The organism is Methanobrevibacter sp., assembly GCF_017427765.1.
In the GTDB taxonomy this organism is placed as follows: Archaea; Methanobacteriota; Methanobacteria; order Methanobacteriales; family Methanobacteriaceae; genus Methanocatella.
This window is the reverse complement of the sequence record NZ_JAFRSC010000014.1, coordinates 45,179-72,120: the sequence shown is the minus strand read 5'-3', so window position 1 is coordinate 72,120 and position 26,942 is coordinate 45,179. Positions and strand designations below refer to the sequence as shown.

General features: G+C 31.7%; 28 protein-coding genes. 11 read left to right on the top strand and 17 right to left on the bottom strand.

Annotated features, from left to right (window positions below; translation table 11 throughout):
• Nucleotides 1-19 precede the first annotated feature (19 nt).
• From IJL02_RS03470 to IJL02_RS03450, 5 genes are all read right to left on the bottom strand, one after another.
• Nucleotides 20-1,432 carry a lactaldehyde dehydrogenase gene (locus IJL02_RS03470; RefSeq protein WP_292809072.1) on the bottom strand — a complete coding sequence of 471 codons (1,413 nt, stop codon included), beginning with the start codon at nt 1,430-1,432 and terminating at the stop codon, nt 20-22.
• Between the two features lie 755 nt (nt 1,433-2,187).
• On the bottom strand, nt 2,188-2,370 hold the full coding sequence (locus IJL02_RS03465) for a class III signal peptide-containing protein (protein WP_292809070.1): 183 nt from the start codon (nt 2,368-2,370) through the stop codon (nt 2,188-2,190).
• The gene (locus IJL02_RS03460) at nt 2,370-3,296 is read right to left on the bottom strand and encodes a type II secretion system F family protein (RefSeq protein WP_292809068.1); all 927 of its coding nucleotides are present in this window, start codon (nt 3,294-3,296) and stop codon (nt 2,370-2,372) included. Before IJL02_RS03460 ends, IJL02_RS03465 begins: the two co-directional genes overlap by 1 nt.
• A 114-nt stretch (nt 3,297-3,410) precedes the next feature.
• Nucleotides 3,411-3,593 (bottom strand): hypothetical protein, encoded by a 183-nt coding sequence (locus IJL02_RS03455; RefSeq protein WP_292809112.1) that lies wholly within the window; start codon nt 3,591-3,593, stop codon nt 3,411-3,413.
• Between the two features lie 40 nt (nt 3,594-3,633).
• Nucleotides 3,634-4,650, bottom strand: coding sequence for an aminopeptidase P family protein (locus IJL02_RS03450; protein ID WP_394357491.1), 1,017 nt, complete (start codon nt 4,648-4,650; stop codon nt 3,634-3,636).
• Between the two features lie 49 nt (nt 4,651-4,699).
• Here IJL02_RS03450 and IJL02_RS03445 point away from each other — a divergent pair, with 49 nt between their 5' ends.
• From IJL02_RS03445 to IJL02_RS03430, 4 genes are read left to right on the top strand one after another with little or no spacing between them, the layout of a single operon-like run.
• The gene (locus tag IJL02_RS03445) at nt 4,700-5,341 is read left to right on the top strand and encodes a site-2 protease family protein (RefSeq protein ID WP_292809066.1); all 642 of its coding nucleotides are present in this window, start codon (nt 4,700-4,702) and stop codon (nt 5,339-5,341) included.
• A 1-nt stretch (nt 5,342) separates the two neighbouring features.
• On the top strand, nt 5,343-6,548 hold the full coding sequence (locus IJL02_RS03440; protein ID WP_292809064.1) for a YcaO-related McrA-glycine thioamidation protein: 1,206 nt from the start codon (nt 5,343-5,345) through the stop codon (nt 6,546-6,548).
• A gap of 1 nt (nt 6,549) precedes the next feature.
• Complete coding sequence (locus IJL02_RS03435) at nt 6,550-7,203, top strand: TfuA-related McrA-glycine thioamidation protein (protein WP_292809062.1); 654 nt, start codon at nt 6,550-6,552, stop codon at nt 7,201-7,203.
• Nucleotides 7,200-8,207, top strand: coding sequence for a 7-cyano-7-deazaguanine synthase (locus IJL02_RS03430; RefSeq protein WP_292809060.1), 1,008 nt, complete (start codon nt 7,200-7,202; stop codon nt 8,205-8,207). Before IJL02_RS03435 ends, IJL02_RS03430 begins: the two co-directional genes overlap by 4 nt.
• A gap of 22 nt (nt 8,208-8,229) precedes the next feature.
• On the opposite strand, the gene IJL02_RS03425 is transcribed toward IJL02_RS03430, so the two are convergent.
• From IJL02_RS03425 to IJL02_RS03410, 4 genes are read right to left on the bottom strand one after another with little or no spacing between them, the layout of a single operon-like run.
• Nucleotides 8,230-8,688, bottom strand: a complete 459-nt coding sequence (locus tag IJL02_RS03425; RefSeq protein WP_292809058.1) for a hypothetical protein — start codon at nt 8,686-8,688, stop codon at nt 8,230-8,232.
• A 10-nt stretch (nt 8,689-8,698) separates the two neighbouring features.
• The gene (locus IJL02_RS03420; protein ID WP_292809055.1) at nt 8,699-9,538 is read right to left on the bottom strand and encodes a CBS domain-containing protein; all 840 of its coding nucleotides are present in this window, start codon (nt 9,536-9,538) and stop codon (nt 8,699-8,701) included.
• Nucleotides 9,539-9,582: 44 nt separating this feature from the next.
• Nucleotides 9,583-10,005, bottom strand: a complete 423-nt coding sequence (locus IJL02_RS03415) for a universal stress protein (RefSeq protein ID WP_292809107.1) — start codon at nt 10,003-10,005, stop codon at nt 9,583-9,585.
• 44 nt (nt 10,006-10,049) lie between these two features.
• Nucleotides 10,050-11,204, bottom strand: a complete 1,155-nt coding sequence (locus IJL02_RS03410) for an amidohydrolase family protein (protein ID WP_292809053.1) — start codon at nt 11,202-11,204, stop codon at nt 10,050-10,052.
• A 143-nt stretch (nt 11,205-11,347) separates the two neighbouring features.
• On the opposite strand from IJL02_RS03410, the gene IJL02_RS03405 reads away from it, so the two are divergent.
• Nucleotides 11,348-11,941, top strand: a complete 594-nt coding sequence (locus tag IJL02_RS03405) for a zinc ribbon domain-containing protein (RefSeq protein WP_292809051.1) — start codon at nt 11,348-11,350, stop codon at nt 11,939-11,941.
• A gap of 18 nt (nt 11,942-11,959) precedes the next feature.
• Here the strand turns inward: IJL02_RS03405 and carB are convergent, their stop codons facing one another.
• Both carB and carA read right to left on the bottom strand, forming a co-directional pair.
• On the bottom strand, nt 11,960-15,136 hold the full coding sequence (carB, locus tag IJL02_RS03400) for a carbamoyl-phosphate synthase large subunit (protein ID WP_292809049.1): 3,177 nt from the start codon (nt 15,134-15,136) through the stop codon (nt 11,960-11,962).
• Nucleotides 15,136-16,218 (bottom strand): glutamine-hydrolyzing carbamoyl-phosphate synthase small subunit, encoded by a 1,083-nt coding sequence (gene carA / locus IJL02_RS03395; RefSeq protein ID WP_292809048.1) that lies wholly within the window; start codon nt 16,216-16,218, stop codon nt 15,136-15,138. Before carA ends, carB begins: the two co-directional genes overlap by 1 nt.
• A 159-nt stretch (nt 16,219-16,377) precedes the next feature.
• Between carA and IJL02_RS03390 the strand changes: the two genes are divergently transcribed.
• Nucleotides 16,378-17,871: a DEAD/DEAH box helicase gene (locus IJL02_RS03390; RefSeq protein WP_292809047.1), complete on the top strand. Its 1,494-nt coding sequence runs from the start codon at nt 16,378-16,380 to the stop codon at nt 17,869-17,871.
• On the opposite strand, the gene nadC is transcribed toward IJL02_RS03390, so the two are convergent.
• Nucleotides 17,860-18,687 carry a carboxylating nicotinate-nucleotide diphosphorylase gene (nadC, locus tag IJL02_RS03385; RefSeq protein WP_292809045.1) on the bottom strand — a complete coding sequence of 276 codons (828 nt, stop codon included), beginning with the start codon at nt 18,685-18,687 and terminating at the stop codon, nt 17,860-17,862. The genes IJL02_RS03390 and nadC overlap by 12 nt on opposite strands.
• Nucleotides 18,688-18,755: 68 nt before the next feature.
• Here nadC and rnz point away from each other — a divergent pair, with 68 nt between their 5' ends.
• Genes rnz through nadA form a run of 3 tightly spaced genes read left to right on the top strand, consistent with a single transcriptional unit; the run spans nt 18,756 to nt 21,331 of the window.
• Nucleotides 18,756-19,658, top strand: coding sequence for a ribonuclease Z (gene rnz, locus IJL02_RS03380; protein WP_292809043.1), 903 nt, complete (start codon nt 18,756-18,758; stop codon nt 19,656-19,658).
• A gap of 4 nt (nt 19,659-19,662) precedes the next feature.
• A complete protein-coding gene (locus IJL02_RS03375) occupies nt 19,663-20,421 on the top strand; it encodes a mechanosensitive ion channel family protein (protein ID WP_292809041.1) in 759 nt (252 codons plus the stop codon).
• Nucleotides 20,414-21,331, top strand: a complete 918-nt coding sequence (gene nadA, locus IJL02_RS03370; protein ID WP_292809040.1) for a quinolinate synthase NadA — start codon at nt 20,414-20,416, stop codon at nt 21,329-21,331. The genes IJL02_RS03375 and nadA overlap by 8 nt, the downstream gene beginning before the upstream one ends.
• Nucleotides 21,332-21,335: 4 nt before the next feature.
• Here nadA and IJL02_RS03365 read toward each other — a convergent pair whose 3' ends face one another.
• The 4 genes from IJL02_RS03365 to IJL02_RS03350 form a co-directional block, all read right to left on the bottom strand.
• Entirely contained in the window at nt 21,336-22,283 is a 948-nt protein-coding gene (locus IJL02_RS03365; RefSeq protein ID WP_292809038.1) for an alpha/beta fold hydrolase, read from the bottom strand.
• 100 nt (nt 22,284-22,383) lie between these two features.
• The gene (locus IJL02_RS03360) at nt 22,384-23,376 is read right to left on the bottom strand and encodes a homoserine acetyltransferase (RefSeq protein WP_292809036.1); all 993 of its coding nucleotides are present in this window, start codon (nt 23,374-23,376) and stop codon (nt 22,384-22,386) included.
• 139 nt (nt 23,377-23,515) lie between these two features.
• A complete protein-coding gene (locus IJL02_RS03355; RefSeq protein ID WP_292809105.1) occupies nt 23,516-23,791 on the bottom strand; it encodes a DUF5750 family protein in 276 nt (91 codons plus the stop codon).
• Entirely contained in the window at nt 23,781-24,731 is a 951-nt protein-coding gene (locus tag IJL02_RS03350) for an alpha/beta fold hydrolase (protein WP_292809034.1), read from the bottom strand. The genes IJL02_RS03355 and IJL02_RS03350 overlap by 11 nt, the downstream gene beginning before the upstream one ends.
• 120 nt (nt 24,732-24,851) lie before the next feature.
• Here IJL02_RS03350 and nucS point away from each other — a divergent pair, with 120 nt between their 5' ends.
• Nucleotides 24,852-25,634, top strand: coding sequence for an endonuclease NucS (gene nucS, locus IJL02_RS03345; RefSeq protein ID WP_292809032.1), 783 nt, complete (start codon nt 24,852-24,854; stop codon nt 25,632-25,634).
• Here nucS and IJL02_RS03340 read toward each other — a convergent pair.
• On the bottom strand, nt 25,631-26,110 hold the full coding sequence (locus IJL02_RS03340) for a hypothetical protein (protein ID WP_292809030.1): 480 nt from the start codon (nt 26,108-26,110) through the stop codon (nt 25,631-25,633). The two genes, nucS and IJL02_RS03340, sit on opposite strands and share 4 nt — an antisense overlap.
• 97 nt (nt 26,111-26,207) lie before the next feature.
• Here IJL02_RS03340 and IJL02_RS03335 point away from each other — a divergent pair, with 97 nt between their 5' ends.
• A complete protein-coding gene (locus IJL02_RS03335) occupies nt 26,208-26,930 on the top strand; it encodes a PsbP-related protein (RefSeq protein WP_292809028.1) in 723 nt (240 codons plus the stop codon).
• Nucleotides 26,931-26,942: the final 12 nt, after the last annotated feature.

The following is a 26,942-nucleotide window of genomic DNA, read 5'->3' as shown; positions in this document are numbered from 1 at the left end:
TAGTCCAAATTAAGCAACACTATCTTAAATTAAGACCAATCAATTTTGTTTTAGTCATCTCATCGACAGCATATTTAATTCCTTCTTTTCCAACTCCACTATTTTTAAAACCGCCGAACGGCATGTTATCAGTTCTGAATGTTGATTGTTTATTAACAAATACAGTACCTGCCTCTATTTCCTGAGCACACCTCATTGCATTAGAATAATCATTAGTAAATACGCCCGCCTGCAAACCATATTCTGTCGCATTTGCAACTTCAATTGCCTCATCCAAATCAGTTACACGAATAATTGGCGCAACAGGTCCGAATGTTTCTCGTACAACCAAATCCATATTCTGTGTGACATCATCAATTACAGTAGCTTCATAAAATGCACCGTTACGTTTTCCACCGGTTAATATTTCAGCACCTAAGTGAACAGCATTATTTACACTTTGTTCAACTTGAATTGCGGCTTTTTCAGAAATTAATGTTCCCAAAGTTGTTTTTTCATCCAATGGATTTCCCATGACCAATTTTTCGGTTTCGACGACTAATTTTTCACAAAATTCATCTGCAATTTCATCTTCAACAATGATTCTTTTAACGCCCATACATACCTGGCCTGCATTAAGGAATGCTCCATTTATAACGCCTTTGATTGCTTTGTCAATATCTGCATCATTTAAGACAATCATTGGATCATTTCCACCAAGTTCCAATGTCACTTTTTTCATTCCAGCTTTTTGAGATATCATCAAACCGGTTGTAACGCTTCCCGTAAATGAAATCTTGTTAACATCCGGAGATGTTACCAAATAATCCCCCACTTCAGATCCGTATCCAGTTATGGTATTTACAACACCATCCGGAAACTCTTCAGCAAGAAGCTCTGCGAATTTCATGACAGTCAATGGAGCTTCAGTAGGAGGTTTTATAATTACAGTATTTTTACAGGCAATTGCAGGGGCAATTTTGTGAATAGTTAAGTTCAACGGATAGTTAAACGGAGTAATTGCTGCAACAACTCCCAATGGAACTTTTTGAGTGAAAGCAAAAAATCCTTTACCATTAAGTCCGGCATCTAACGGCACACTTTCACCATAAATTCTTTTAGCCTCTTCTGCTGCAAGTTTTAATGTTTCTATTGATCTGTCAAGCTCAACTAAAGACTCATTAATCGGTTTTCCAACCTCCATGGTCAATAACTCTGCAAATTCCCAGCGTTTTTGTTTTAATTTATCCACAACATCAAATAATTTATTTGAAACTTTAAAAGCAGACATTTCCTGAATGGATTTTTTGGCTTTATTCGCTTGGCCAATAGCTAAATCTGCAGTTTGAAGGTGTGCAATTGGAATTGTATCAATTACTTCACCATTATATGGATTTTTTACTTCTTCTACATCCTCGCCCAAAATGTGTTTTCCGCCAATCAACATATCCATCTATATCACCTTGACTAAAAGTTTGTTTAAAAAAACTAATAAATATAATGCCATTATTTTCAAATATTTAATTGCCAGTGAGAGGTGTATTTCAAGTGTAACATGCTGAAATGTACTATTTTTTAAAATGGCATTAAAAAATATGGTTTTATACATATTTAGCCGTTAATCACCAATATTTAAAATTTTAATAAAGTACATTTAAAAATAAGATAGAAACTTTTTTAAAAAGGAAAATATGGAAAAAAAATGAAGTTACTCGGATGAAATTAAGTTACAATAATTAATGCAAAACAATTTAGAACTAAAAATAAAAGTTATTAATATTTATTTTATACAATTAACAAATATTTTAAAATCAGATACTAAAAATACCCTATTAGAACAAAAATCCCATAATCTGAGAAAATTTTTAAAAAACTTATATTTGAGATAATTTCTAAAAAAAATTCAACAAAAATATCACACAAACAATCATTTAGTAGAAGTTAATACAATATAAAACATAATTATTACGATTTTGAAGTGAATTATAGAATCTGAATATTATTTAGTAAAAAATAATTCCGATATATCATTTATACTCAGATTGATAAAATAATGTAAATTAGACATCTTTGGAAAAATTTAAAAGAAAATATTCAATTATTGGAAAAAAATTCAATTCAAGAAAACAAAGTAAAGACAGTTATTTTAAACCAAACAAATTAAAATTAAAAAAGTAAATAAAATGAATAAAATTATCAATTTTAAAGTTATTTGAAGTATCCCGCCAAATTAGTCAACTCGTTATTAAATTCACTGACTTCCTTTGATGAAATTTCCCCACTTAAATCAGCGATATAATTATTGTACATGTAAATGGCAAGCAACACTACAACAATAATTCCTCCAATGAGCAGTATAAATTCTGCAGATGTTTGTCCGCTGTTATCCATTAAAATCCCCCCATAAGCAAGTTACCACCAAATGTAGAGATAAAATAAAATATTCCAAAAGATGCTGTTGCAAGAGGCAGAGAAAACTTAATTCCTTTTTTAACATCACCATACATAATAATACTAATAATAAAACCAACCAAAACAGAGTGAATTATCAGATATATCTCACCTGCAACTGGTGCGGTTAAAATAATTTCAGATTCAAGCCCATAGCTTTGCATAAAACTCGAATACACCCCTACCATCCCGATTGCAAATGGTGTTGCAATAATTGCTGAAATTAACAAAAACATTACAGACATCATTACAGCAGATTTTCTCTCACGTTTAAGTGCAAGTAAATCTCTCAAATCATCAGAAACATCTTCCAACACATTTGAAATGCTTGATCCGCTTTTACGGCCATCCAGAATTATTCCAAATATTCTCTCCAGTTCTTTTGATTTCAGCCTTTTGCTCATTGCTCTCCAGGCATCATCGAAATTGCGACCCATTCGAATTTCAATGATTGTTCGCCTCATTTCATCGTAGAGCGGCCCATTGGCATACTGTGCCATGTCTTCCATCGCATTTTCAAAACTGAGACCAACTTGAAGCATTGATGCCAATTGCCTTAAAAAGTCAGGTGCTGATTTTTCAATTTCTTGTGCTCGTCTCTCCTGTACAACGACAACATATGTGAAAAGACCAGGAATTATGAAAAGTGGTAACATTAATATAGACACCGGAAGATTTAGAATTGTTAATGTTATTGCAAGTGCAATTTCACTAATCATTATAAAAATTATTAATATTGCCAAAACTTTACTTGCTTCTGTAAAAATCGCCCCACTAAGCAAAAATTCCTGGAACTTGGATAAATACTTTTCAGGAATAATATTGTCTAAAAATACTGCTAAATTAGATATTATTTTAAATTTCATGAAATAATATTAGATTTTAAAGCATATAAAGTGTTAGTTATATTTAAAAACAATTTTAGAAAGTGAAAACAAAAGTACTGTTAATGTGAAGATATGTAAAAAAATCCAGAAATATCATTTCTCATTTTTGGAGTATTTCATCCTAACAACATTGAATACAATGACAATGACAAATAAAATAATCCTCCAATACCAAGCTACAGGAGCAAAAAGCAAACAATACAAAAGAAATACCCCTACAATCCCATGAGTGAGGAGATTTTTCCAATCAGTTAAATAGACTTTTAAAGCATCCATAATCTTCACTTTAACACCTTTTATAAGAATATCCAATTATTTAATCAAATTGAAGAGGTAAATCCCCAATTACCAATCCTTTTTTATAAATTGCCACAGTATCTTCCAGTCTAACTCCGAATTCCCCTTCAAGATATATTCCAGGCTCCACTGTAATAACCATACCTTCTTTAATTATTGTATCATCACGAAGCGAAAATCCTGGTGTTTCATGAATGTCAAGACCCAAACTGTGGCCTGTTGAATGAATAAAATTATCACCATAACCATATTCGGCTATGATATCTCGAGCAACTTTATCGATTTCGCAACATTTAAGACCAGGTTTAATAGCTTTAATTGCTTTGTCATGAGCTTCAGCGACAATATCCCAAATTTCCTGCTGCGATTCACTGTAAACAACAGTCCTAGTATTATCAGAGCAGTATCCTTTAAAAATAGCGCCCCAGTCAATTAAAACTGGTTTTTCCAGTAATTTGTCCTGAGGAGTTGCATGTGGAAGGCTTGAGTTAGCACCACTGGTTACAATAGTATCAAATGACTCTTTAGATGCTCCATTTTCAATCATTAACCTTTCAAGATCAAAAGCAATAGCTTTTTCTGAATTCCCATTATTTAAAACATCCAATTGTATGAAAGATTTTTGAGCAATTTCTGTTGCTTTTTCAATTTTTTCAATTTCTTCAGGAGTTTTGACCATTCTTTGAGCGTTAATATATGTTTTTGAAGTTATTTCAAAATCATCCCTTAATTTTTCATAACTGCTGTATGGAAGTTCAGGTTCGATTGCAAGAGTTTCAATTCCCTCATTTTTTAGCTCATCGACCATTAATTTAAATGATTCATACTCCTTAACATCAATGCAAGATGTTTTAGTGGCTATTTCCATGTCCATTTTTGATGCATAAATAATTGGATTTTCCTTAATTACACAAAAAGCGAAACTGGTGGGTTTGTAACCTGAAATATATTCAATATTTGTAAATTGAGTAAGCAGGTAAGCTTGAATATCATCTTTTTTTAAATCATCTAATATATTGCAAATATGTAGTTCCATAATTAATATTAGAAAAAACTTTATATATAAAATTAGATATTTTAACATTATGTTTAAGTTTACAGCTAGTGAAATAAGAGATTTATTTATAGCATTTGTCGTTATTTCATTGTGTTTTGGAATTGCAAATACCGGCCGTAACATGAATGCTTTACTTAACTTGCTTCCATACATTATGGTTGGTGTAGGATTGGGTTTTATTTTACACGAACTGGGCCATAAATTTGTATCAATGAAGTATGGTTACTGGGCAGAATTTAAATTATGGCCACAAGGATTGTTATTTGCACTTGTAACCTCATTTTTCGGATTCGTATTTGCAGCTCCAGGTGCAGTTTACACATATGCAAATTACATGACTGATGAAATTAACGGAAAAATATCTATTGCGGGCCCGATTGTCAATATAGTTCTTGCACTAGTATTTCTGGCGGTTGCAGTTTCAGTTTATCCTGCAGCATTTACATCCGAAACCTCATTGTCAATATTTATTGTTTGTTCAATGGGTTATTCAATTAACAGTTTTTTAGCAGCATTCAATTTACTTCCTGTTGGAAACCTGGACGGGTCTAAAGTAATGCGCTGGAATATTGGAATCTGGATTGTTACAATAGCTATTGCAGGTATAATGACAATTTTGTCAATGCGATTTGGTGTTGAAAATATTGTAAGATTGATTATAGGATTTTAATATGAGTGAAGAGATTACATACTTTAAAGGAACTCACAGAGTTATAGCTCCAAGTAAAACTATTGAAATTAACCAGGACAAATTGAAAACAGCTGGAATAACTCGTATTGCTGACATTACTGATTTGGACAGAGTGGGCCTTCCGATTTATACGGCCATCAGACCTACTGCTCAGGAAGGTGGAGTCAGCATTTATGGTGGAAAAGGAATTTCAAAAGACCATGCAAAAGCATCAGCAATGATGGAAGGTTTTGAGAGATATTCTGCTGAAAGACAAAACAGCGATGAAACTATTGTTGCCAATTTATCTGGAATTTCAGAAATTGGAGATTATATTGATCCTAAATCACTGAACCTTCCAAAAGAGTTTGAAAAAAAAGACATTGATGATTTGAACTTGGAGTGGAGCATTGCTCATGATATAATATCCAATAATGACTATTATATTCCGACAAATGCAGTTTTTCATCCATATAATATAAAAGATGGTGCTCAAAAACTATTTAAATCCAACACAAACGGCCTTGCATCTGGAAATATTCTGGAAGAAGCAATATTGCATGGAATGCTTGAAGTGATTGAAAGAGATGCATGGAGCATTTTCGAGTTAACCCATAAAAATTACGCTCAAATTGATTTGGACAGTATTGAAAGTGAATTAATTAATGACATTATCAACAAATTCGAGTCTGAAGGAATTAAAATAAAATTAATGGATTTTACAGCAGATATTCAAATCCCAACAATAGCTGCTTCTGCCGATGATACAAAAACAAAAGATGCTGGACTTTTAACCTTAGGAATGGGAACCCACTTAGATTCCGAAGTTGCAATTCTTAGGGCTTTAACTGAAGTGGCACAAAGCAGAGCAACACAGATTAACGGTGCACGTGAAGACACTGTCAGAGCAGATTTTGCACGTGAAGCAGGCTATGAACGGATGAAAAGAATCAACAAATATTACTTTAGAGATGAAGATGAAAAAATTTCACTTCAAGATATTGAAAATAAAAGTACATCATCCATTACAGAAGATATTGAAATCGTTAAAAATGAATTGGTGGCAAATGATATTGAAAAAATATTATATGTTGATTTAACACGTCCTGAACTTGACGTTAGTGTCGTGCGTGTAATAATACCTGAAATGGAACTTTATGCCATCGACCAAACCCGTGCAGGTTATAGATTTTTAAAAGTCCGATAATATGATTAAAATTATTATTTATACCGGTTTATCACTCCCTTTTGATGAAGCAAAAGAAATCCTTGATTCGACAGAGGGTATTAAAGTAATTTATAAAAGACCTCTTCAACGAGGAGATTTATCTTTGGCTTTAAAAGAACATCCGGACATCATTGGAATAATCGATGGAGTGTTTCACCAAAACTCCGCTGTAGGCCATAAGGAAATCCTAAACGTGTTAAATAATGGCATTAAAGTATATGGTGCTTCAAGTATGGGGGCACTGCGAGCATCTGAACTTGACACATTAGGAATGGTTGGAATAGGTTATTGCTACGAACAGTATGCAAATGGAATTGTGGATTCCGATGATGAAGTTGCAGTAATGCTTGATTCACAAACATTGGAACCTCTTTCAATACCTCTAATCAGCATGAGATATGTGTTTGACAACGCAACAGATGAAAATATCATTACTGACGGTGAAAAAGAAGAATTGCTTGAAATCGCCAAAAAGACATATTATCCAAAAAGAAATTACGGACAAACTTTAGCTGAATCAAGTTTGAGTGAAGAAAAAAAAGATGATTTAATCAATTTTATTCGCAAATCACCTGACATTAAAAAAGAAGATGCAAAAGACCTTATCAACCATATAAAAAATGAGATACAATGAATTTAGAAGATAAAATTCAAATTGTTAAAGATCAGCTTAAAGATAAAAAAGTGGCTATCGGATTTTCCGGCGGTGCTGATTCAACCTTGATAGCATATTTATCTTCAAAAGTTGCTGAAAACACCTTAGCAATCACCATAGACAATCATATAATGCCAACCGGTTTTATCAAACATGCAAAAGAAGTATGCTCTCTATTTAAAATCCAACATGAAATAATTGATATTAATTTTTATGATGATGAAGAATTTCTTAAAAATGATTCTAAAAGATGTTATAACTGCAGAAACATGATGTACTCAAAAATTATAGAAACCGCTCAAAAAAATGGTTTTGACTACATCTGTGATGGAAATAACATTAGCGATTTGATTTCAGACAGACCGGGAATTTTAATAACTTATGGCAAAAATTTCAATACCCCATTAATTGAAGCCAGACTGACTTCAAAAGAAATCCATGAATATCTAGAGGAAAACAACATTCCTTATTCAAAATCAACAACTTGCCTTGCAACTAGAATTCCAACCAACACCCCAACAACAAAAGAAAAAATTGAAAGGATTGGCAAGTGCGAAGATTATATTTCAGCAAACACCAACTGTAAAATAGTCAAAGTTAGAGATTTTAAAGAAGTTTGTCTATGTGAAGTAGATGATATTGATGAAATTCTATGTGAAAATAAATTTAAACAAATAAACGATGCATTAAAATCATACGGCTGTAAAAAAGTTGCATTAAATTTAACACCAATTGATGATAATGAATTCATTTCACTCAGCTATGAAAACGGATCATTTTCACATGAACTTCCATTCACAATTAACCTCGAAAATACTAAAAACAATTTTGAAAAAATAAAATCTGTAAATCCTAAAGAGATTACTATTGGAAATATTACCATTAATGAAAATGGACTAATAAAAGGAAATAATTTCAGAGATTATGAAAGTGCATTAGAGGAGTTTATGGAAATATTGCCTAAAATTAGAAGAAATATCTAAAAAAAGTAAAAATTATTAAAACTCACCTTTTCATCTCTTGATATTTTTTTAAAATAATATCTGGAGTTTCAATATTTTTTTCAAAAGTTTTGATGAATTGCTTAACTTCATGATTTTCTTTTGGTTTTGAAAATCCTTTTAGAGCCAATAGTTTTCCATCAATTTTAAATCCTGTTTCATCTGCCTCAATTTCTATTAAATTGATTTCGATTTGTGAAGCGCATTCCAATTCATCATCTGCTTTAACCTCATATTTAAGTTTTAATTCCTTATGAGGCATTAATTCATTGATGGTTCTTTTTATAACAGATTCAAATAACTCTAAAAATTTAACAACAGGTGGCAAATTATTAGCCCACCAATAAGTAAGAACTGAATTGAGAACAATTTCATGCTCTACAAAATCATCATATAATCTTGCACGAACACCCACACTACTGTCATCAACTACTTTAACCACTAATACTGGACTAACAGCCATCGTATCACAGTTATTCTACTAATGCTCTAATTAAATCACTAGCTCTAACAAGACCGACTAAATCTCCTTCAACACCGATAACAGGAATTTGTTCAATGTTTAAGGATTTCATTTTTTTAGCACAATCGGAAACTTTAGTTTTGGAGTTAGCTACTTCAACATTACCAACTGCAACATCACTTACTACTTTATCTGTGAATTTTAAACTGTTTTTCTCAATGTATAATACAGAGGTACTATCCCAAGACCATTTATCTCCTTCAGTACCAACAGTAGAACTGTGTTCACTTCTCTCGGAGATAATTTCAATTTCAGAGATAAAATCAGTTTCAGTTAAAATACCGGATAATTTAGCCTCATCATCTAAAGCCAAAATAGATTTTAATCCGAATTGATTCATACTTTCAAAAGCAACATTTAAAGGAGCTTTTTCCCAAGTGGTTGGAACAGTTGTAATCATATAGTTTTCAACAGCATCATCAATAGTGATTTTAGTTAAAGCTTTGGATACTAAATCAAAAGATGTGATTATTCCAACAAGTTCCCCTTCTTCATTTACTACAGGAACTCTTCTTACATCATTTTCCATCATTTTACGAGCAGCAACTGTTACATCATCACTAGGATTAACAGTAACCAAATTTCTACTCATCAACATTGCAATTTGTTCTTCATCAGGATTATTAATTAAATCAGAACGAGTTACTAGTCCTACTAAAATGTCAGTACCTTCTTTAACAACAGGAAGTACTGCTTTTTTCTCTTTTCTCATTAAGTCTAAAACTTTTTCTCTGTTACCTGGAACAGATACACTAACTACATTTTTAGACATGGTTCTTTTAACTAACATAAAAACACCTTAATAAACTATAAACATAAATACAATTATAATATCTAATGAACTACAAGCACTGCGCATTTAGCTGAATTTACAACCTTATCCGCCACACTACCCATTATAAATCTATCGAATCCGGATTTACCTGAACTACCCATAACTATTAAATCAACATCTTCTTCTTTTGCCACATCCAAAATACATCTTGCAGGAGAACCTTCTCTAATAACATGAGTAATCTTAATATCCTCATTATTCAATTTGTCAAATTCTTCAAGGTTTTCTTCTGATCTCTCTTTTAAGATTTGATTTAATTGGTGTACTTCATCATCTAATGGAAGTCCGTTAACAAAATTATTCTCTGTGACACTCACAGCAATTATTTCAGCTCCAGAAACACTTGCTAAAAATAATGCATGTTTTTGAGCCTTTTTTGCAAATTCTGACCCATCTGTAGGAACTAATATTTTACTATACATCATTAACATCTCCCATTATTACATAGATTTTTTCATCCATGATATTATACAATACCTTTTTTGTTAATGATATATAATATATTTTTCGTTTCACAGCGATTACATATATTAAGATAAGGATTTTTAGAAAAAGATTTGTATACAACAAATTCGGCAAAATTATCTTCCATTATGAAAGATTTTTGTACAACATTGTTGATTGTGTGATTGCATATATTTGTAGTAGCCATTTTCAGCAATTCTTTAGGATCAATATATGACTTATAATAAACAGACATTAATTTTAAACTGAATTCCAGCTCCCTTAGCATATTAGGAGAATTCAACATAACATTATCTGTTCCCAAAATCGGTTCAATGCCCATATCTAACATTTCATTTAATCTGCAAACGCCAACATTCAATGATGCATTAGCCCTTGGGCAAACAACAATATTTGATTGTGAATTTTTAATTAACTCCAAATCATTGTTTTTAGGATTTGTAACATGAACCAACTGAGAAAAATCGTTATTAACTCCTTTTTCAATTTCAGTTTTGTTAAACTTTTCTAAAGATTCAATTTGGTTGGATTCCGATTCTGCAACATGAATTGAAGAGATTTTACCCTGTTTACTGCATTCATCTGAAATTAATCTAGCCACATCTTCACTTATCTCACCAAATCCGCTTGGTGCAATTCCATCAGCGACTTTAAGAATTTTTTTAATAGCTTTTTTTACTTGGCTTAAATCTGGATTATCGCCATAAAAACTATCATCACGACCTAAAATAATTGGTTTGATTGGAATATCTGCACTAGCTTCTTTTAAGAGTTTGATTCCATGAAGTCCTCCTTCACGATAATCAATGAAATGAGTTGTACCAGAATTAACCATGTCCCACATGGATGATTTCATAGCTTCAATCAGCTCATCATCTGTTGCATTAGCAAGAGCTTTATGTTTAACACCATTAGGAGGTTTGACCATTTCGCTTAATGAAAGACCATATCCCTCATCTTTAATTATTGAGTCACCAATATGAATATGACCATTAATAAATGAAGGGCAAACTACAGCTCCATCAACATCAATGATTTTACCTTCCTTTGCATCTTTAGCTATTTCAATGATTTTACCCTCTTCAACAACAATGTTTTCTCTGGATGAAACCAAATTTTGACCTTTTAGAATAATTCCATTTGCTATAGTAAACATTAATGGAAATTCTAATTTTTTTTATTAATAAAATTATTTATCATTAAATTTATTTAATCTTAAAATACAATATTAAATTGAAGTAAATAACATTTTTATTAAATATCTAAAAAACCTCTTCATCATTTTTTAAAACATTGGGGATGATTTTTATTAACTCTCAGGAACTGCGATACTTCTACAGAAACATTGTGAAAACTGGCGATGTATATAGGGTTAAACATAATAATAAAGATTATGGAGAGTTTTCCAAATTATCCGATGCATTGTATGAACGAGATGCACTGTTTTTTTGTAATTTCGATTATGATTTGCTTGTGGAATGTGACCTTGAAAACAAATATGAAAATATGGAACTACCACCATTTCCTGAAAAACGACCTAAAGGGCGTATAAAAGGAACAAAAATAAACAAAAAAGAAAGAGAGGGAGAAATTCTCTTTGACCACAAAAAAAGAGGTTTTTATATTAAAAGAATGGATGAAATAATCGGTTACTACGATACCATGACCGAAGCATTCTATTATAAAAAACTTCTAATGGACAATGACTGGGATAAAAGTGTCTTAAAAACAAACGTTTCACAAAGAATTGAAGTCAATATCATTATTGATCAAAGCAAGGAATATAAAGTTCAACTTAATTTCTGCCCTAAATGTAAAAGCAGGCTGAAAATTGGAGCAGAAGACTGTCCTTCATGCGGTATTAATATTAAAGACTACCTATATAATAATTAAAAAAAGGATAGAGAATAATTATTCTCCATCAGTATATTCATTTAAAGATTTAACATTCATTTCGCTATTTTGTACAGCCGCAATTGCATTTAATGCTGCTCTTGCACCTGCCAATGTGGTAACATAAGGTATACCAAGTTCAATAGCTAATCTTCTAATGATGTAACCATCTTTTGCAGATTGTTTTCCTTCAGAAGTGTTGATAATCAAATCAACATTCTTATTTAAGATTTCATCCCTGATGTTTGGAGATCCTTGTGATACTTTTAACACTTTTTCAACATCACTAAGGCCAGTTGCATCACCAGTACCATCAGTTGCCATGATTTTAAATCCTAAATTAGCTGCTTTTTCTGCAATTGGTCTAATCTTTTTCTTATCAGTTTCTTTTACACTGATAAAGATTGTTCCTTCTTTAGGAAGTTCCATACCTGCAGAAAGTTGTGATTTGTAAAACGCCATTCCAAAGTTTTCATCTATACCAATACTTTCACCGGTTGATTTCATTTCAGGTCCAAGTACAGTATCGGATTCAGGCAGTTTCAAGAATGGGAATACAGACTCTTTAACAGCAACATGATCTATTTTAATTTCTTTAGTTAAACCAAAGTCTTTTAATTTAGCACCCCGCATAATCCAGGTTGCAACTTTGGCGAGTGGCACACCAATTGCTTTACTTACAAACGGAACAGTTCTACTTGCACGAGGATTTGCTTCGATAATGTAGACCATCTCTTCATCAAGTTTAACTGCATACTGAATATTCATTAAACCTTTAACATCCAATTCCAATGCCAATTTGGTTGAATTTTCACGAATAGTATCTAAAATATGCTCAGGTATAGTTTGAGGAGGTATTACGCATGCAGAGTCTCCTGAGTGAACACCTGCTTCTTCAATGTGTTCCATAATACCTGCAATAAATACGTCTTCACCATCACATAATATATCAACATCAAGCTCAATTGCATCCTCTAAGAATTTATCCACTAAAATAGGATGTTCAGGAGATACTTTTACGGCTTCTTTCATATATTCTTCAAGCTCATTGTTATCGTAAACAATTTCCATAGCTCTTCCACCAATAACATAAGATGGACGAACAAGAACTGGGAATGTAATTCTCTCAGCAATTTCTTTTGCTTCATCAAAAGAATTTGCTGTTCCATATGGTGCCTGATGAATATGTAATTTTTCTAAAAGTTCAGCGAATAATTCCCTGTCTTCAACCCTATCAATACTCTCATATGGAGTACCTAAAATTTTAACACCTGCATTTGCAAGAGGTACTGCCAAGTTAATAGAAGTTTGACCACCGAATTGTACGATTACACCATCCGGTTTTTCCTGTTCAATAACACCCATCACATCTTCAAAGGTTAATGGTTCGAAGAACAGTTTATCTGAAATATCATAATCAGTACTTACAGTTTCAGGGTTGTTGTTGATTAAAATTGTTTCAATACCTTCTTCTTTTAATGCAAGAGAAGAATGTACACAACAGTAATCAAACTCAATACCTTGACCAATTCTGATTGGACCTGCACCAAGAATAACAACTTTCTTTTTAGTGGTGGAAACCAATTCATTACCAATATCATAGCTACTGTAGTAATATGGAGTTTTAGCTTCAAATTCAGCAGCACAGGTATCTACCATTTTATAAGATTGTTTGATATTGTATCTTGAAAGCAGATTTCTGATGTACTCTTCAGTCTGACCTGATAAACTTGCAAGTCTTCTATTAGAACAACCCAACTGTTTTGCTTTTCTCAAGAATACTTCATCATCCAGTTTATCAGCAGTTACATCGTTTTCAAAGTTAACAATGTTTCTGATTTTGTATAAGAAGAAATTATCAATATTAGTGAGTTCTCTGATTTTATCGATATCCATTCCATCTTTAATTGCAGAATATATTTGGAAATAAATCATATCAGTAGGATTTGCAAGATCTTCCTCAGTATATTCAACATATTCAAATCCGTCAAAGCCCATATCAAGAGATCTTAATGCCTTTTGGAATGCTTCTTCGAATGTTCTTCCAATAGCCATTACTTCTCCTGTCGCTTTCATTTGAACTCCAACTTCACGGCCAATTCCTTTAAATTTATCAAATGGCCATCTTGGAATTTTAATAACCACATAATCGATAGCAGGTTCAAAAGATGCAGGAGTTTCTTTTGTAATGTCATTTTTAATTTCATCCAAAGTCAAACCTAAAGCAACTTTTGATGAAATTTTAGCGATTGGATAACCTGTTGCTTTTGAAGCAAGTGCACTACTTCTGGATACACGAGGATTTACTTCAATAACCTTGTATTCATCAGTTTCAGGATTGAGTGCGAATTGAATATTACATCCACCACGAATACCTAATGCCCTAATAATCTTGATTGATGCATCACGCATTTTTTGAATAGTTTCATCACATAAGTTTTGAATAGGAGCAACTACAACACTGTCCCCGGTGTGAATACCCATTGGATCAATGTTTTCCATAGTACAGACGATGATACAGGTATCCTCCTTATCTCTCATTACTTCAAATTCTATTTCTTTCCATCCGAGAACTGATTCATCGATGAGAACCTGATTAATGAAACTCATGTCAAGACCATGGTTAGCAATTTCAATTAATTCCTCTTCATTATGTGCAATTCCACCACCAGTTCCACCTAATGTGAATGCTGGCCTTACAATTACAGGATAACCAATTTCTTTTACGGCTTCAAGTGCTTCATCCACACTATTAACCGCCTGACATTTTGGAATTTCCTCATTAATATCTTCCATCAAATTAGCGAATAAATCCCTATCTTCAACATCTTTAATTGTTTGGACATCAGAACCTAAAACTTTAATTCCTTCAAGTAAACCTAAATCTCCAAGTCCTGTTGCAATGTTTAATCCGGTTTGTCCACCCATAGTTGGTAAAATAGCATCAATTTCTTCTTCTTTTATAATTTTTGCAACAATTTCTGGAGTCAATGGTTCAGTATAAACAGTGTCTGCCATACCCAAGTCTGTCTGGATTGTAGCAGGATTACTGTTAACAAGAACTGTTTCAATACCTTCCTCTCTTAATGATTTACAAGCTTGAGAACCGGAGTAATCGAACTCTGCAGCCTGTCCGATTTGAATAGGTCCAGAACCAATAATTAATACTTTTTTAATATCCTTATCAACTGGCATCAGTAATCCTCCATCATTTGATTGAACTCATCAAAAATACTTCTTGTATCGTTTGGACCAGGACCTGCTTCAGGATGGTATTGTATACAATGTAGTGGCAATTCCTTATGAGAAATACCTTCCGGAGTTCCATCATTTAAGTTAATTTGAGTTAATACTAAATCTGTCTCTTTTAGGGACTCTTTGTCAATTGTGAATCCATGGTTTTGTGAAGTTATGAACACTTTACCAGTAGCTAAATCTTTAACCGGCTGGTTTTCACCACGGTGGCCGAATTTCATTTTATAAGACCTTGCACCAAATGACTTTGCAATTAACTGTTGACCCATACAAATACCGAAGATTGGCAATCTGTTTGACAATTTTTTCATGGTTTCAATAGTTTCAGATACCCTGTCAGGGTTTCCAGGACCTGAAGTAATCATCAAACCGTTTGGTTCATAATCAAGTACAGTTTTATAATCAGTATCATAAGGGAATAAAACAACTCCAATATCCCTTTCTAAAAATGAGTTAATAATATTCTTTTTAACACCACAGTCAATTAAAGCAACTTTTTTATCTGCGTCTTCATTGAATATTTTAATTTCTTTTGTTGAAACTAATGGCACAACATCCTTATCTTCAATATTTGGTTGTGAACGAGCCATTTCAAGTAGTTTATCATCAGCAATATCTTCAGTTGTAATTGCAGCTTTAAGTGAACCTCGCTCACGAATTTTAAGTGTTAAATCACGAGTATCAATTCCACTAATTCCAGGAGTTTCAAATTCTTTTAAAAATTCATCTAATGTTTTTTGGGGTCCGAAGTTGGAAACTTCACGACAGACTTCACGACAAACAAAACCTTCAACCTGGATTTTATCAGATTGATACCACTTCTCACTTACCCCATGATTTCCTTCCAAAGGATAAGTGGACATTAATATTTCTCCTTTAAAAGACGGATCGGTTAAGGATTCAGTGTAACCACCCATACCTGTAGAAAAAACAAGTTCTCCCAATTTAGTGGTTTCATAACCGAAAGCTTCACCTTTTAAGATTGTTCCATCTTCCAAAGCTAATTTTGCTATTTTTACCATTACATCACCATATAAAAAAATAATAAGTCTTTATCTTTAATATATATTATTTTACTATATTATTAAAGTTTGTTTTTTAGTTGATTTTTCAGATTATTCGAAAAAAATAATTAACTAATTGAATAACATTTAATTAATGAATCAATATTTGGCGAAAAGATGGATTTAAACAATACCCCTCAAGACTACAAAAAATTTAAAAAATTGGTTAATGAAGCTAAGATTTATAAGGCTCCAAAATCACTAACCGGAGAGCTGAGACCATATCAAAAAATAGGTTATTCATGGCTAGTTCAAAATATTAAATATAATTTTGGAAGCATATTAGCAGATGACATGGGGCTTGGAAAAACAATACAAATTTTAAGTGCAATCCTTTATTTTAAAGAGAAAAACAAATTCGACAGCGAACCCAGTCTAATAATCGTTCCTCCAACATTGATTTCAAACTGGGAAAATGAAATTAAAAAATTCACCCCCGAACTGACATATTACATTTATCATGGATCCAATAGAACATTTCCGCTAGAGGAATATGATATTATTTTAACTTCCTATGGAGTCATCAGGCTTGATTTGGATATATTTTCGGATATAAACTGGAAAATATGCGTTATTGATGAAGCGCAAAATATTAAAAATCCAAATACTGAGCAGACTAAAGCCATAAAAAGCATTAGGGCATCGACCAAAGTTGCTCTAACAGGAACTCCTATTGAAAATAGGCTAATGGATTACTGGTCAATATTTGATTTTATAAATCCCGGCTATTTATCAACAAAAGATGTTTTTAAGCGAAGATATGTGATGCCAATAGAAAAATTGGAAGATGAAGAAGTCCTAAAAAACCTTAAAACAATAGCAAAACCATTTGTAATGAGGCGTTTAAAAACTGATGAAGATATTAAAAAAGAGCTGCCTGATAAATTAATTAATGATGTGTACTGCACATTATCCAAAAAGCAGATTAAGCTATATAATGCCATATTGGAAGAAATCTTTTTTGATATTGAAAATTCCAAAGGAATCCAGAGAAAAGGAATAATTCTAAAAATATTAACCGCTCTAAAACAGACATGCAACCATCCGGCGCAATTTCTTGACATCAAAAAACCCACAATTAAAGAATCCGGAAAAATGGAACTTTTAGTAAATATTTTAGAAAATATACTGGACATGGATGAAAAGGTCATAATTTTCACCCAGTATGTTGAAATGGGCAAATTAATCCAACAGCTCATATCCAAAAAGTTTAAAACCGATGTATTGTTTTTACATGGTTCACAAACCCTTAAAGAAAAAACAGAGATAATAAATACTTTCCAAGAAGACCCAAATTATAAAATATTTGTAGCGACACTTAAAACTGGCGGAACAGGTTTAAATTTAACTGCTGCAAGTAATGTGATTCATTATGACTTATGGTGGAATCCTGCAGTTGAAAATCAGGCAACAGACAGAGTTCACAGAATCGGACAGGAAAAAGATGTTATGGTCTATAGATTTATTACAAAAGGAACTCTTGAAGAAGCAATTGATGCGATAAGTAAAAGAAAAACAGACCTTTCCAAAAAGGCAATAAGCAACGACGAAACATTCATCACCGAAATGAGCGATGAAGAGTTGAAAGAAGTTTTAAAATTAAGAATCTAATTTTAAACTGAAATCCAAACTCCTTGTTGAATGTGTTAAAGCACCAATTGAAATAATGTCTACGCCCAAATCAGCATAATCCAATATGTTATCTTCATTAATGCCACCAGATACTTCAATTAATGAATTTTGACGAATATTTAATTTTTCAAGCTCGCCAATTACATCGCTAATTTCTGCTGGAGACATATTATCAAGCATTACGATATCAGCACCGTTTTTTACACATTCCACAGCATCATCTAAAGTTTCAACTTCAATTTCTATTTTTTTAGAAAAACTTACATTTTCCTTTGCTTTAAGTAAAGCCTCCAGAGGAGTTCCACAGGCCGCAATATGATTATCCTTTATTAAAACCATATCATCAAGTGCAAATCTATGAGTATCAGCACCACCCACTTTTAATGCATATTTATCATATTTTCCAATAGCAGGAGATGTTTTACGAGTCCCTGCAACACTTACATCATAATCCTTAACTAAATTAACATAATTATTAGCTGCACTGGCCACACCACTCATCCTCATTACCAGATTAAGTGCTGTCCTCTCAAGAAGCAAAATTGTTCTTGCATCACCATTAAAAGACATTAACACATCCCCTTTAGATATTTTGCTTCCTTCAGATAGCCAAAAGCAGACATTAATCCCATACTCTTCAAATAAATCACGAATAATATTAATACCTGCTAAAACACCATCATCTTTTGAAATAATATATGCACTTACATTTTTTCCTTCTTCAACAACTGCATTTGAAGTTACATCACCAAAACCTTCATCCTCAGCAAGCATATATTCTATAATTCTGTCCAAAAAATCACCTAAAAGTTAATAATTATTAAAGATATATATCTATTTTATAATATAAATTAAGTGATTATATGGAAATTATATTTTTAGGAACATCGTCTGCAGTTCACTCAATTACCAGAAATCAAGCTTCAATTGCCTTTAAAGGATTTGGAGAAGTATTTTTATTCGATTGTGGGGAAGGTGCCCAAAGACAGATGTTATCTACCCAAGTAAGTCCCATGAAAATATCAAAAATATTTATATCCCACTACCATGGAGACCATATTTTAGGCCTTCCAGGATTATTGCAATCTCTAGGACTGCTTGGAAGAGAAGAAAAACTAACAATCTATGGGCCAAAAGGATTAAGTAAAATCAAAAACGCAATATTCAGTTTGGGATACTGTAAAATTGATTTTCCAGTTGAATTTATTGAAATAGAATCCGGAATTGTAGAAGAAACTGAAGAATATATTATTAAATCACAATTAGTAAGACATAATGTTCCTAATCTTGCTTATTCAATTGAAGAAAAGAAAAAACCAAGATTTCTCAGACAGAAAGCCATTGAACTTGGCGTTCCAGTAGGTCCCGATTTCGGAAAATTGCACAATGGAGAGGAAGTTGAAATCAACGGTAAAATTATCAAACCGGAACAGGTTCTTGGCGAACCTAGAAAAGGAATAAAAATCACATATTCCGGAGATTCCAGACCTTGTGAGGAAATGGTTGAATTTGCAAAAGACAGCAATTACCTTATTCATGAATCAACATTCTGCAAAGAAGACAATACCAATGCAGAAGAGCATGCTCACTCAACATCTGTTGATGCGGCATATATCGCCAATCAATCCAACAGTGAAAACTTAATTTTAACGCATATAAGTACAAGATATGGTGAAGAGTATTCGAAAATAATATTAAAAGAAGCAAAGGAAATATTTGAAAATACAAAATTAGCTAAAGATTTTGATATAATCAAAATTAGATGATACTATGAATATTCCAACAACAATTGATGATCCTGCAATGACACTCGTCTACATTTTAATAGTAATCCTAGCAACATCAATAATAACAAGACTAGTCGCATTTTCCATGAATAAAATGAATCGATTCGATGAAAACAAAACTGTAATCTATCTTATTAGAGACATAATCAATTATATTATATATTTCATAGCATTGATGGTCATTCTACAGTTCTTTGGAATCAACCTTGCGGGAACATTATTAAGTTTAGGTATTGTGGGTATTGCAGTGAGCTTTGCGGCTAAAGACATTATTTCAAATCTGTTTTCAGGAATCATTCTAATTCTTGGAAAAAGTATCAAAGTTGGAGATACTATTGAAGTTAATGGCAAAAAAGGCTATGTTGAGCGAATATCACTTAGATCAACTGTAGTGGTTGATGATTTAGGAGTGAAAAATCATGTACCCAATTCAACATTGACTAACGACTATTATCTGCAATTCAAACCTCCTGAAAAATATAGGGTTGACACCATTGTAGGATTGCCTTTGGATGTGGATGTTGAGGAGTTTAGTAACAAAATCATTGCAAAAATTAGCGAATATGACGATTTGGCTAAAAATCCAAAACCTGAAGTATTTTCAAAAGAAATAAAATTTGAAGAAGTCAGAGTTAAAGTATCATTTTGGGTAAAAAATTTAAATGATAAAGACAAATATAAATTAAAAATTACAAATGATATTAGAAAATGTATAAACAGCATGGGTGAAAATAATGAATAGTTCAATCCAAGAGGAAATTTTAAAATTAAAAGATGAAAAAAATGCAATAATTCTTGCACACAATTACCAACCTAAAGAAATACAAGAAATAGCTGATTTTCTTGGAGATTCCTTAGAATTATGTATTAAAGCTTCTGAAATTGATGATAAAGATTTAGTTATCTTTTGTGGCGTTGATTTTATGGCTGAAACTGCTTTTATTCTAAATCCGGATAAAAAAATTGTAATACCTACATTAGAAGCAGAATGTCCTATGGCACACATGTTACCTGAAGAAGAATTGCTAAAAGCTAAAGAAGAACATCCTGATGCGGGAGTTATTCTTTATGTCAACAGTATTGCAGAATCCAAACAGCATGCAGATACTTTATGTACTTCAGCCAATGCTGTCAAAGTAACAGAAAGCTTACCCCATGATAAAATATTATTCGGACCTGATAAAAACTTAGGAACCCATGTTGCCGAAAGACTGGATAAAGAAATAATTCCAGTTCCAAAAGACGGTCACTGTTATGTTCACAGATTATTCCATATTGAAGATGTTGAACTTAAAAGAGAACAATATCCTAATGCTGAAATCATTTGCCATCCGGAATGCGATATAAAAGTTCAAAATGCATGTGATAAAGTAATGTCTACCGGAGGAATGTTAAAATACATTGCACAAAGTGACAAAGAAGAATTTGTAATCGGAACTGAAATTGACATGATTACCAGAATCAAATCAGAAGTTCCGGGCAAAAAATTATATCCTCTGCTTGAAGGAGCAATTTGTGAGACTATGAAATTACATACTTTAGAAAAAGTAAGAGATTCACTCATAAATGAAGAACCTCAAGTTGTTTTACCCAAAGAAGTTGCAGACAAATCAAGAAAAGCTGTTGAACATATGCTTAACGCATCAAAATAGCTTTTTATTTTTTTATTTCTTTTAAAAATGAAAGGATTTCCAATCCCATATCTGAGAAATCATCTTCATCATAATAATTTTCCACTTTTGATTTGAACACCCTGATTTTACAATCCTTAATAATATTCTCATAAGGAATTAAATCTTTTTGAGGATTGAAAAACAAATAACCTTCAACGCCCAAAATCAATGATTTCGCCTGAATATTCGGCAATTTATCTTCAACATCGTATTCTAAAAGACAATCATTACGTGATTTGAAATCATGGATATCCATAAATAGACCATCTTCAACATAATCTTCCATCAATGCATCAATTTCATCATTGGATAAATTTTCCAGTACATTTTCAGGAAGATATCCGGCAAACAATAATCTGAATATTGAAACTGACACCATTGAAAAAGAAGAACTATACTCATCAGAATAGAAATCTTCACAGGATTCTATTATGTTTTCAGCGCATTTAGTAAAAATATAACGTTGAGCATAATTTTTAAAAGATGAATTTAAAACAATGATGAATTCCATTTCATCAGGATATTCACATGCCCATGTAAATATTTCAAATCCACCCAAACCTTCACCGATTAATCCCGCAATCTTTTTAATCTTAAACTTTTCAGCCAAAAACTGTCTTTTAAAATTAACACGATCTTTAAATGTGTATTTTGGAAACCTATATTTTAAACCAGTAGTTGATGGAGAACAAGACTCCGGAACACCCAATGCATAAATTCTTATAAAAAAATATTCATTTTTATCAAAATCATGATTTTCAATTAACTTATGATGTTGAGCCAAAATCGAATATCCTCCATAAAGATTTGGAGAATAAACAATTGCATTTACAATATTTCCATCCTCATCATACCTTGGAACTCCGCTTGTAGCATATTCAACATTTACATTTTCAAGAATTTGACCGGATTCAAATTCAAAGGATTCCATAACATGATTTCCATAATTTAAATTAAATTGATTGTTAATTATAATCACATCCCATTAAAAGTATACTTGTTAACTAATTTAAAATTTATTAAAAAAAAAATTAATTTTTGAATTCATCTAAAAATTCACTTATATCATCAATTACTGAAGAATAATCCTCATTATGTGCATAATCTCTTTGAGATTCATATGAAATAACTTTTGAATTTTCAACTAACTTTTCAATTGGGAACGAATCATACTTTGGAATATAATACATGTTCTCATTAGAAATTACAACCAAAACTTTAACTTTGATGTTTTCTAATTTATCTTCAATATCATAATTTAAAACACAATCATTCCTATATTTGAAATCGTAGATATCAGTAAATAAACCATCATCTACAAAATCATCCATCAAAACATCTATTTCATCATTAGACATTTTCTGAAAAATCTTTTTTGAAAAGTAATTGGAATATACTAACCTATAAATAGAAACCATCACACGAGAAAGGGATTCACTATATATCTCATCATAAAAACCATCAGTTGATTCTATGATACTATCAATAGCCTTTGAAATAACATATCTATAACCATTAGTCTTAAAAGAAGTATTACCCACCATTATAAAATCCATTTCATCAGGATACTCGCAAGCCCATGTATAAACTTCATATCCACCAGATCCTGTTCCAGTAATTCCATGTACATGATGCATGTTAAGTTTTTCTGCTAAAAATTGTCTTTTAAAGTTTACCCTATCTTTAAGGGTGTATTCCGGAAAATTATGTTTTAGGCCAGTTGTGGACGGAGAACATGACCCTGGAAAACCTAATGAAGAAATTGATATAAAACAATAATCATTTTTATCAAATGGGCCACCTTCACAGGTAAACTGATACTCATCATCGATTGAAGAGTAATTCCCATTGAAATTATGGCAATAAACAATAGCATTTGAAATATTGCCATCATCATCATATTTTGGAGTTCCGACAATAGTATATTCAACTACAACATCCTGAAGAACCTTACCGGACTCAAATTCAAATTCATCAAGAATATACATGCCATATCCTAAAATTGAATCTTTATTCTCCAACATGATTTTCACCATTACCAAGCATTATTTAATAATATATATTTAATGTATATAAACATATCCAAACAAGTAAAATATTCATAAAAAATAGATAAAATAAAGTATTTATCAAAAATAGTTAAACATTGTTTAATGCAATTAATCACATATCTTCTAAAAAACTCGAAATAAATATGTTCATTTCGATTTCTTCACGAGCTATGAAATCATCTAATCGAAATTGAGCAGTCTCACTCTGGAAAGGATACAAATCATTATCAAAATACATTTTTAACTTTAAAACATCCCCATCAATTTCTGTTTCATCATCAAGATTATCATTTAGAAAATTCATCTGCTCTGACGATAAACCTCTTGTATGATATTCAATGAAGTTTTTATCGCCACTTTTCCCATAATCAACAACATTAACAATCATCAAAACCACTTAAAAAGTCTTTTAGTTCATATGAAATATTTTCAAGTTCATTAAAGCACAAATGACCTAATTCAGAATCCATTATGATAAGTTCAGAGTCTTTTATCATTTTAGACATTGGAATTGCATCAAGTTCTGGAGGGAAATGTGGATCCTGTTTACATGCAATAATTAAAACCTTAGATTTAATTTTACCAAGGTCCTTTTCAACATCAAAATTCATGCTTGCCTCATTGCAATACTTTAAGTCATAAATGTCAGTTTCTATCATTTCATTTCCAAATTCCTCAAAATCAATAGCCAGTTCATGATTCGGTTTATCTCTTAAAGCTTCTTTTGAAAGTCCAAAATTAAATTCGGCAAGACAAGCAATTCTTAAAGTTCTAATTAAAGAATAGGTAAGTTCACCTTTTGCATAATCCGGATCAGAAGTGATAATCTCATCAACAAACTTTGATAAAATAAAATCATGGCCTGCAACTTTAAAACTGCTTACGCCACAAATTATAAAGTCTTGAAAGTCAGGGTATTCAATAGCCTGCGTGAGACCAACAAAACCACCCATGGAATTGCCTATTAAACCTAAAATATGAATTATGCCAAATTTTTCTTTTAAGAATTGTTTTTGGAAATTAACAACATCCACAATAGTATATTTCGGGAATTTATTTTTTAAACCAGTCAAAGATGGAGAACAAGAACCAGATGAACCTAAAGCAGTTAAAGATATAAAGAAATATTTTTCACTATCAAATGGGCAATTTTCAAATGTTAATGGTAAGATTTTATTAATGCCTGCAAAAGAACCTAAAGAGCCTGCACAGTACACAATGGCGTTTTTAATTAAACCATCATCATCATATTTTGGAGTTCCGTAAGTCATATATTCTACTTTAACATTTTTCAATACTTCCCCATTGGCAAATTCAAATGAATCCATTGTAAACTCTTGCCTACTTTCATCGAAAAATTCTTCATCAAAAATTTAAATTCCTCCCTAAAAACTAATTAACTATCTAAAAAACAAAATATTTAAATTAAACTAAACAATGTTATTGTGATGAAATATAAAATTTTAGAAAAACCTAGCTGTGAAGATGCATACGATTTAGTTCATGAAGCTTTAAGAAAAAGAGCAACAATACTAATTTTTGCCTGTTGTAAGGTAAATTATGAAGGCCGTGCATTAAGTGAATTAAACTGGGGAGAGCGCATAATAATGATTAAACCTGATGGTGCGTTTTTAATCCATCAGGAAAAAAAGGTAGAACCTGTTAACTGGCAGCCACCCAAATCAAAAACAAGAACATATATCAAAAACGAAAATCTCTTTTTGGAAAGTCACAGAAGAACTCCTAAAGAGTTATTAACTGTTGAAATAAGACACATCCAATTCATCAATTATGCCAATATCGAAGACTTTGAAGAGCTTGAACAGGCAGGCTATGAAAAAGATATGGGCGACATGATAATGGACAAACCGCATATGATTGAAGAGGGTTTTACACCCACCGCAAGAGAATACAGTGTCGAACATGGTTTTATTGACATTTTAGGAAAAGACAGCAACAATAATTTAATGATATTGGAGTTGAAAGCCAGAAAAGCAGGAGTTACTGCAGTAAAACAACTTAAACGATACCTTCAGGACTTTGAAAATACCGATAACGATTATCTTAAAGAATGTAAAGCTCAAAAGAAAAAAATCCGAGGACTGCTTGTTGCACCATCAATTATGGATGATGCACAGGAAATGATTGAAGAAGAAGGCATTGAATTTGTATCAATTGAACCTCCTCGTGAATTAAAAAGAGATAAAAAAGTAACATTAGATGCTTTTTAATCTAAAGCATCTTCAATTTTTTTCAATTCATTATTAAAGAATTCTTTTGTAAAATCATTAGCTGGAATTGAAGTTGTCACATGACAGTCTTTTTCTAATTTATAAATAAGATATTCTTCACCATCAAGAGGGATTGTTTGGTCATCACCTATTAAATCAAGACCATCTAATTCTTCAACAATATTATCAAATTCTTTCTGTTCAAGAGCAATAGCCTCATCCAATTCCATTTCCTGAACCTTCGGATTAAGTTGCATCGCTATTGCAACGAAACCGTTTACCTTTTTATCAGAAATTGAAAACTCAGTATTTCTAATTTCATCCATTGAGAATTTTACATGGTCAAGAGTATTTTTAGTAACTGGAATCTCATTAGATAATCCTATTTGATTAATTTCATAATTATTTTCCCAATCTCCAATTTTATAAACTGCATAATTTATATCATCAACATTAATTGTTTCTTTATCATCCATCATATCACTATTTTATAAATATATTTTTATAATAATAAAAACATTATTATACATATACATTAATTTTTAAAATGTAAATTTCAATGGAGGTTAAGCTGTGAAAAAATGTCCTGAATGTGGAAATCCTAGTTATGACGGAGCTCCTGTTTGTGGAAATTGTGGATATAAATTCCCAAAACCAAAAGTTGCGGTTCGAAAAAGAGAAAGTATCTTTGAACAGAACCCTGAACAAATACAAGAAGAAAAACCAAAAGTTAAAAAAACTTCCAATGAACCAAGTACAATAGAAATTATTAAAGAAAAAAAACTTATTATTGGAGCAATATTACTTGTAACTTTAATCGTAATTTGTGGAATTTTCCTCACTGGATCAAATAACAATAATGGTCCAACAATTCAAACTGGCGACATAGTGGAGTATAATGCTGGAGATTTTGCATTTAAATACCCTGCAAGTTGGCAAAAAGTAAATTTAACTGATTCAGATCACGAAACAGCAATATTTTTCAAAAACGAAAATAATACAATCATAGAACATTACAACATAACTAGTAGTGCCAGTTCTCTTAAAGATATCAATCAAAATAGAATAAGCCTTGCTATAGATAATGGAGATGCCCTTGAACTTTTAGAAACCATTACACTAGATGGTAGAAACGCATCAAACATCATTTTAGAAAATGCTGATGGAAACTACACAAGATATGTTTCAATGTTTACTGACGGTAAATTGTATGTTTTCAAAGTTAGTGGAGATTCTATTAACTCAATCACATCAGATTCAATAAACGGTGTGATAAATTCCGCAGATATTAAATAAGTATGATTTAAT

Coding starts and splice junctions, on each gene's coding strand:
- carB (WP_292809049.1), bottom strand. CDS start 15,136: ATGCCAGTTGATAAGGATATTAAAAAAGTATTAATTATTGGTTCTGGA.
- IJL02_RS03390 (WP_292809047.1), top strand. CDS start 16,378: ATGGATTTAAACAATACCCCTCAAGACTACAAAAAATTTAAAAAATTG.
- IJL02_RS03405 (WP_292809051.1), top strand. CDS start 11,348: ATGATTTTTATTAACTCTCAGGAACTGCGATACTTCTACAGAAACATT.
- IJL02_RS03450 (WP_394357491.1), bottom strand. CDS start 4,650: ATGGAACTACATATTTGCAATATATTAGATGATTTAAAAAAAGATGAT.
- IJL02_RS03465 (WP_292809070.1), bottom strand. CDS start 2,370: ATGGATAACAGCGGACAAACATCTGCAGAATTTATACTGCTCATTGGA.
- IJL02_RS03440 (WP_292809064.1), top strand. CDS start 5,343: ATGAGTGAAGAGATTACATACTTTAAAGGAACTCACAGAGTTATAGCT.
- IJL02_RS03365 (WP_292809038.1), bottom strand. CDS start 22,283: ATGGAATCCTTTGAATTTGAATCCGGTCAAATTCTTGAAAATGTAAAT.
- IJL02_RS03410 (WP_292809053.1), bottom strand. CDS start 11,204: ATGTTTACTATAGCAAATGGAATTATTCTAAAAGGTCAAAATTTGGTT.
- IJL02_RS03375 (WP_292809041.1), top strand. CDS start 19,663: ATGAATATTCCAACAACAATTGATGATCCTGCAATGACACTCGTCTAC.
- IJL02_RS03430 (WP_292809060.1), top strand. CDS start 7,200: ATGAATTTAGAAGATAAAATTCAAATTGTTAAAGATCAGCTTAAAGAT.
- IJL02_RS03350 (WP_292809034.1), bottom strand. CDS start 24,731: ATGGATTCATTTGAATTTGCCAATGGGGAAGTATTGAAAAATGTTAAA.
- IJL02_RS03460 (WP_292809068.1), bottom strand. CDS start 3,296: ATGAAATTTAAAATAATATCTAATTTAGCAGTATTTTTAGACAATATT.
- IJL02_RS03455 (WP_292809112.1), bottom strand. CDS start 3,593: ATGGATGCTTTAAAAGTCTATTTAACTGATTGGAAAAATCTCCTCACT.
- IJL02_RS03420 (WP_292809055.1), bottom strand. CDS start 9,538: ATGTTAGTTAAAAGAACCATGTCTAAAAATGTAGTTAGTGTATCTGTT.
- IJL02_RS03445 (WP_292809066.1), top strand. CDS start 4,700: ATGTTTAAGTTTACAGCTAGTGAAATAAGAGATTTATTTATAGCATTT.
- IJL02_RS03340 (WP_292809030.1), bottom strand. CDS start 26,110: ATGGATGATAAAGAAACAATTAATGTTGATGATATAAATTATGCAGTT.
- carA (WP_292809048.1), bottom strand. CDS start 16,218: ATGGTAAAAATAGCAAAATTAGCTTTGGAAGATGGAACAATCTTAAAA.
- IJL02_RS03470 (WP_292809072.1), bottom strand. CDS start 1,432: ATGGATATGTTGATTGGCGGAAAACACATTTTGGGCGAGGATGTAGAA.
- IJL02_RS03355 (WP_292809105.1), bottom strand. CDS start 23,791: ATGATTGTTAATGTTGTTGATTATGGGAAAAGTGGCGATAAAAACTTC.
- nucS (WP_292809032.1), top strand. CDS start 24,852: ATGAAATATAAAATTTTAGAAAAACCTAGCTGTGAAGATGCATACGAT.
- IJL02_RS03415 (WP_292809107.1), bottom strand. CDS start 10,005: ATGTATAGTAAAATATTAGTTCCTACAGATGGGTCAGAATTTGCAAAA.
- IJL02_RS03425 (WP_292809058.1), bottom strand. CDS start 8,688: ATGGCTGTTAGTCCAGTATTAGTGGTTAAAGTAGTTGATGACAGTAGT.
- nadA (WP_292809040.1), top strand. CDS start 20,414: ATGAATAGTTCAATCCAAGAGGAAATTTTAAAATTAAAAGATGAAAAA.
- IJL02_RS03435 (WP_292809062.1), top strand. CDS start 6,550: ATGATTAAAATTATTATTTATACCGGTTTATCACTCCCTTTTGATGAA.
- IJL02_RS03360 (WP_292809036.1), bottom strand. CDS start 23,376: ATGTTGGAGAATAAAGATTCAATTTTAGGATATGGCATGTATATTCTT.
- rnz (WP_292809043.1), top strand. CDS start 18,756: ATGGAAATTATATTTTTAGGAACATCGTCTGCAGTTCACTCAATTACC.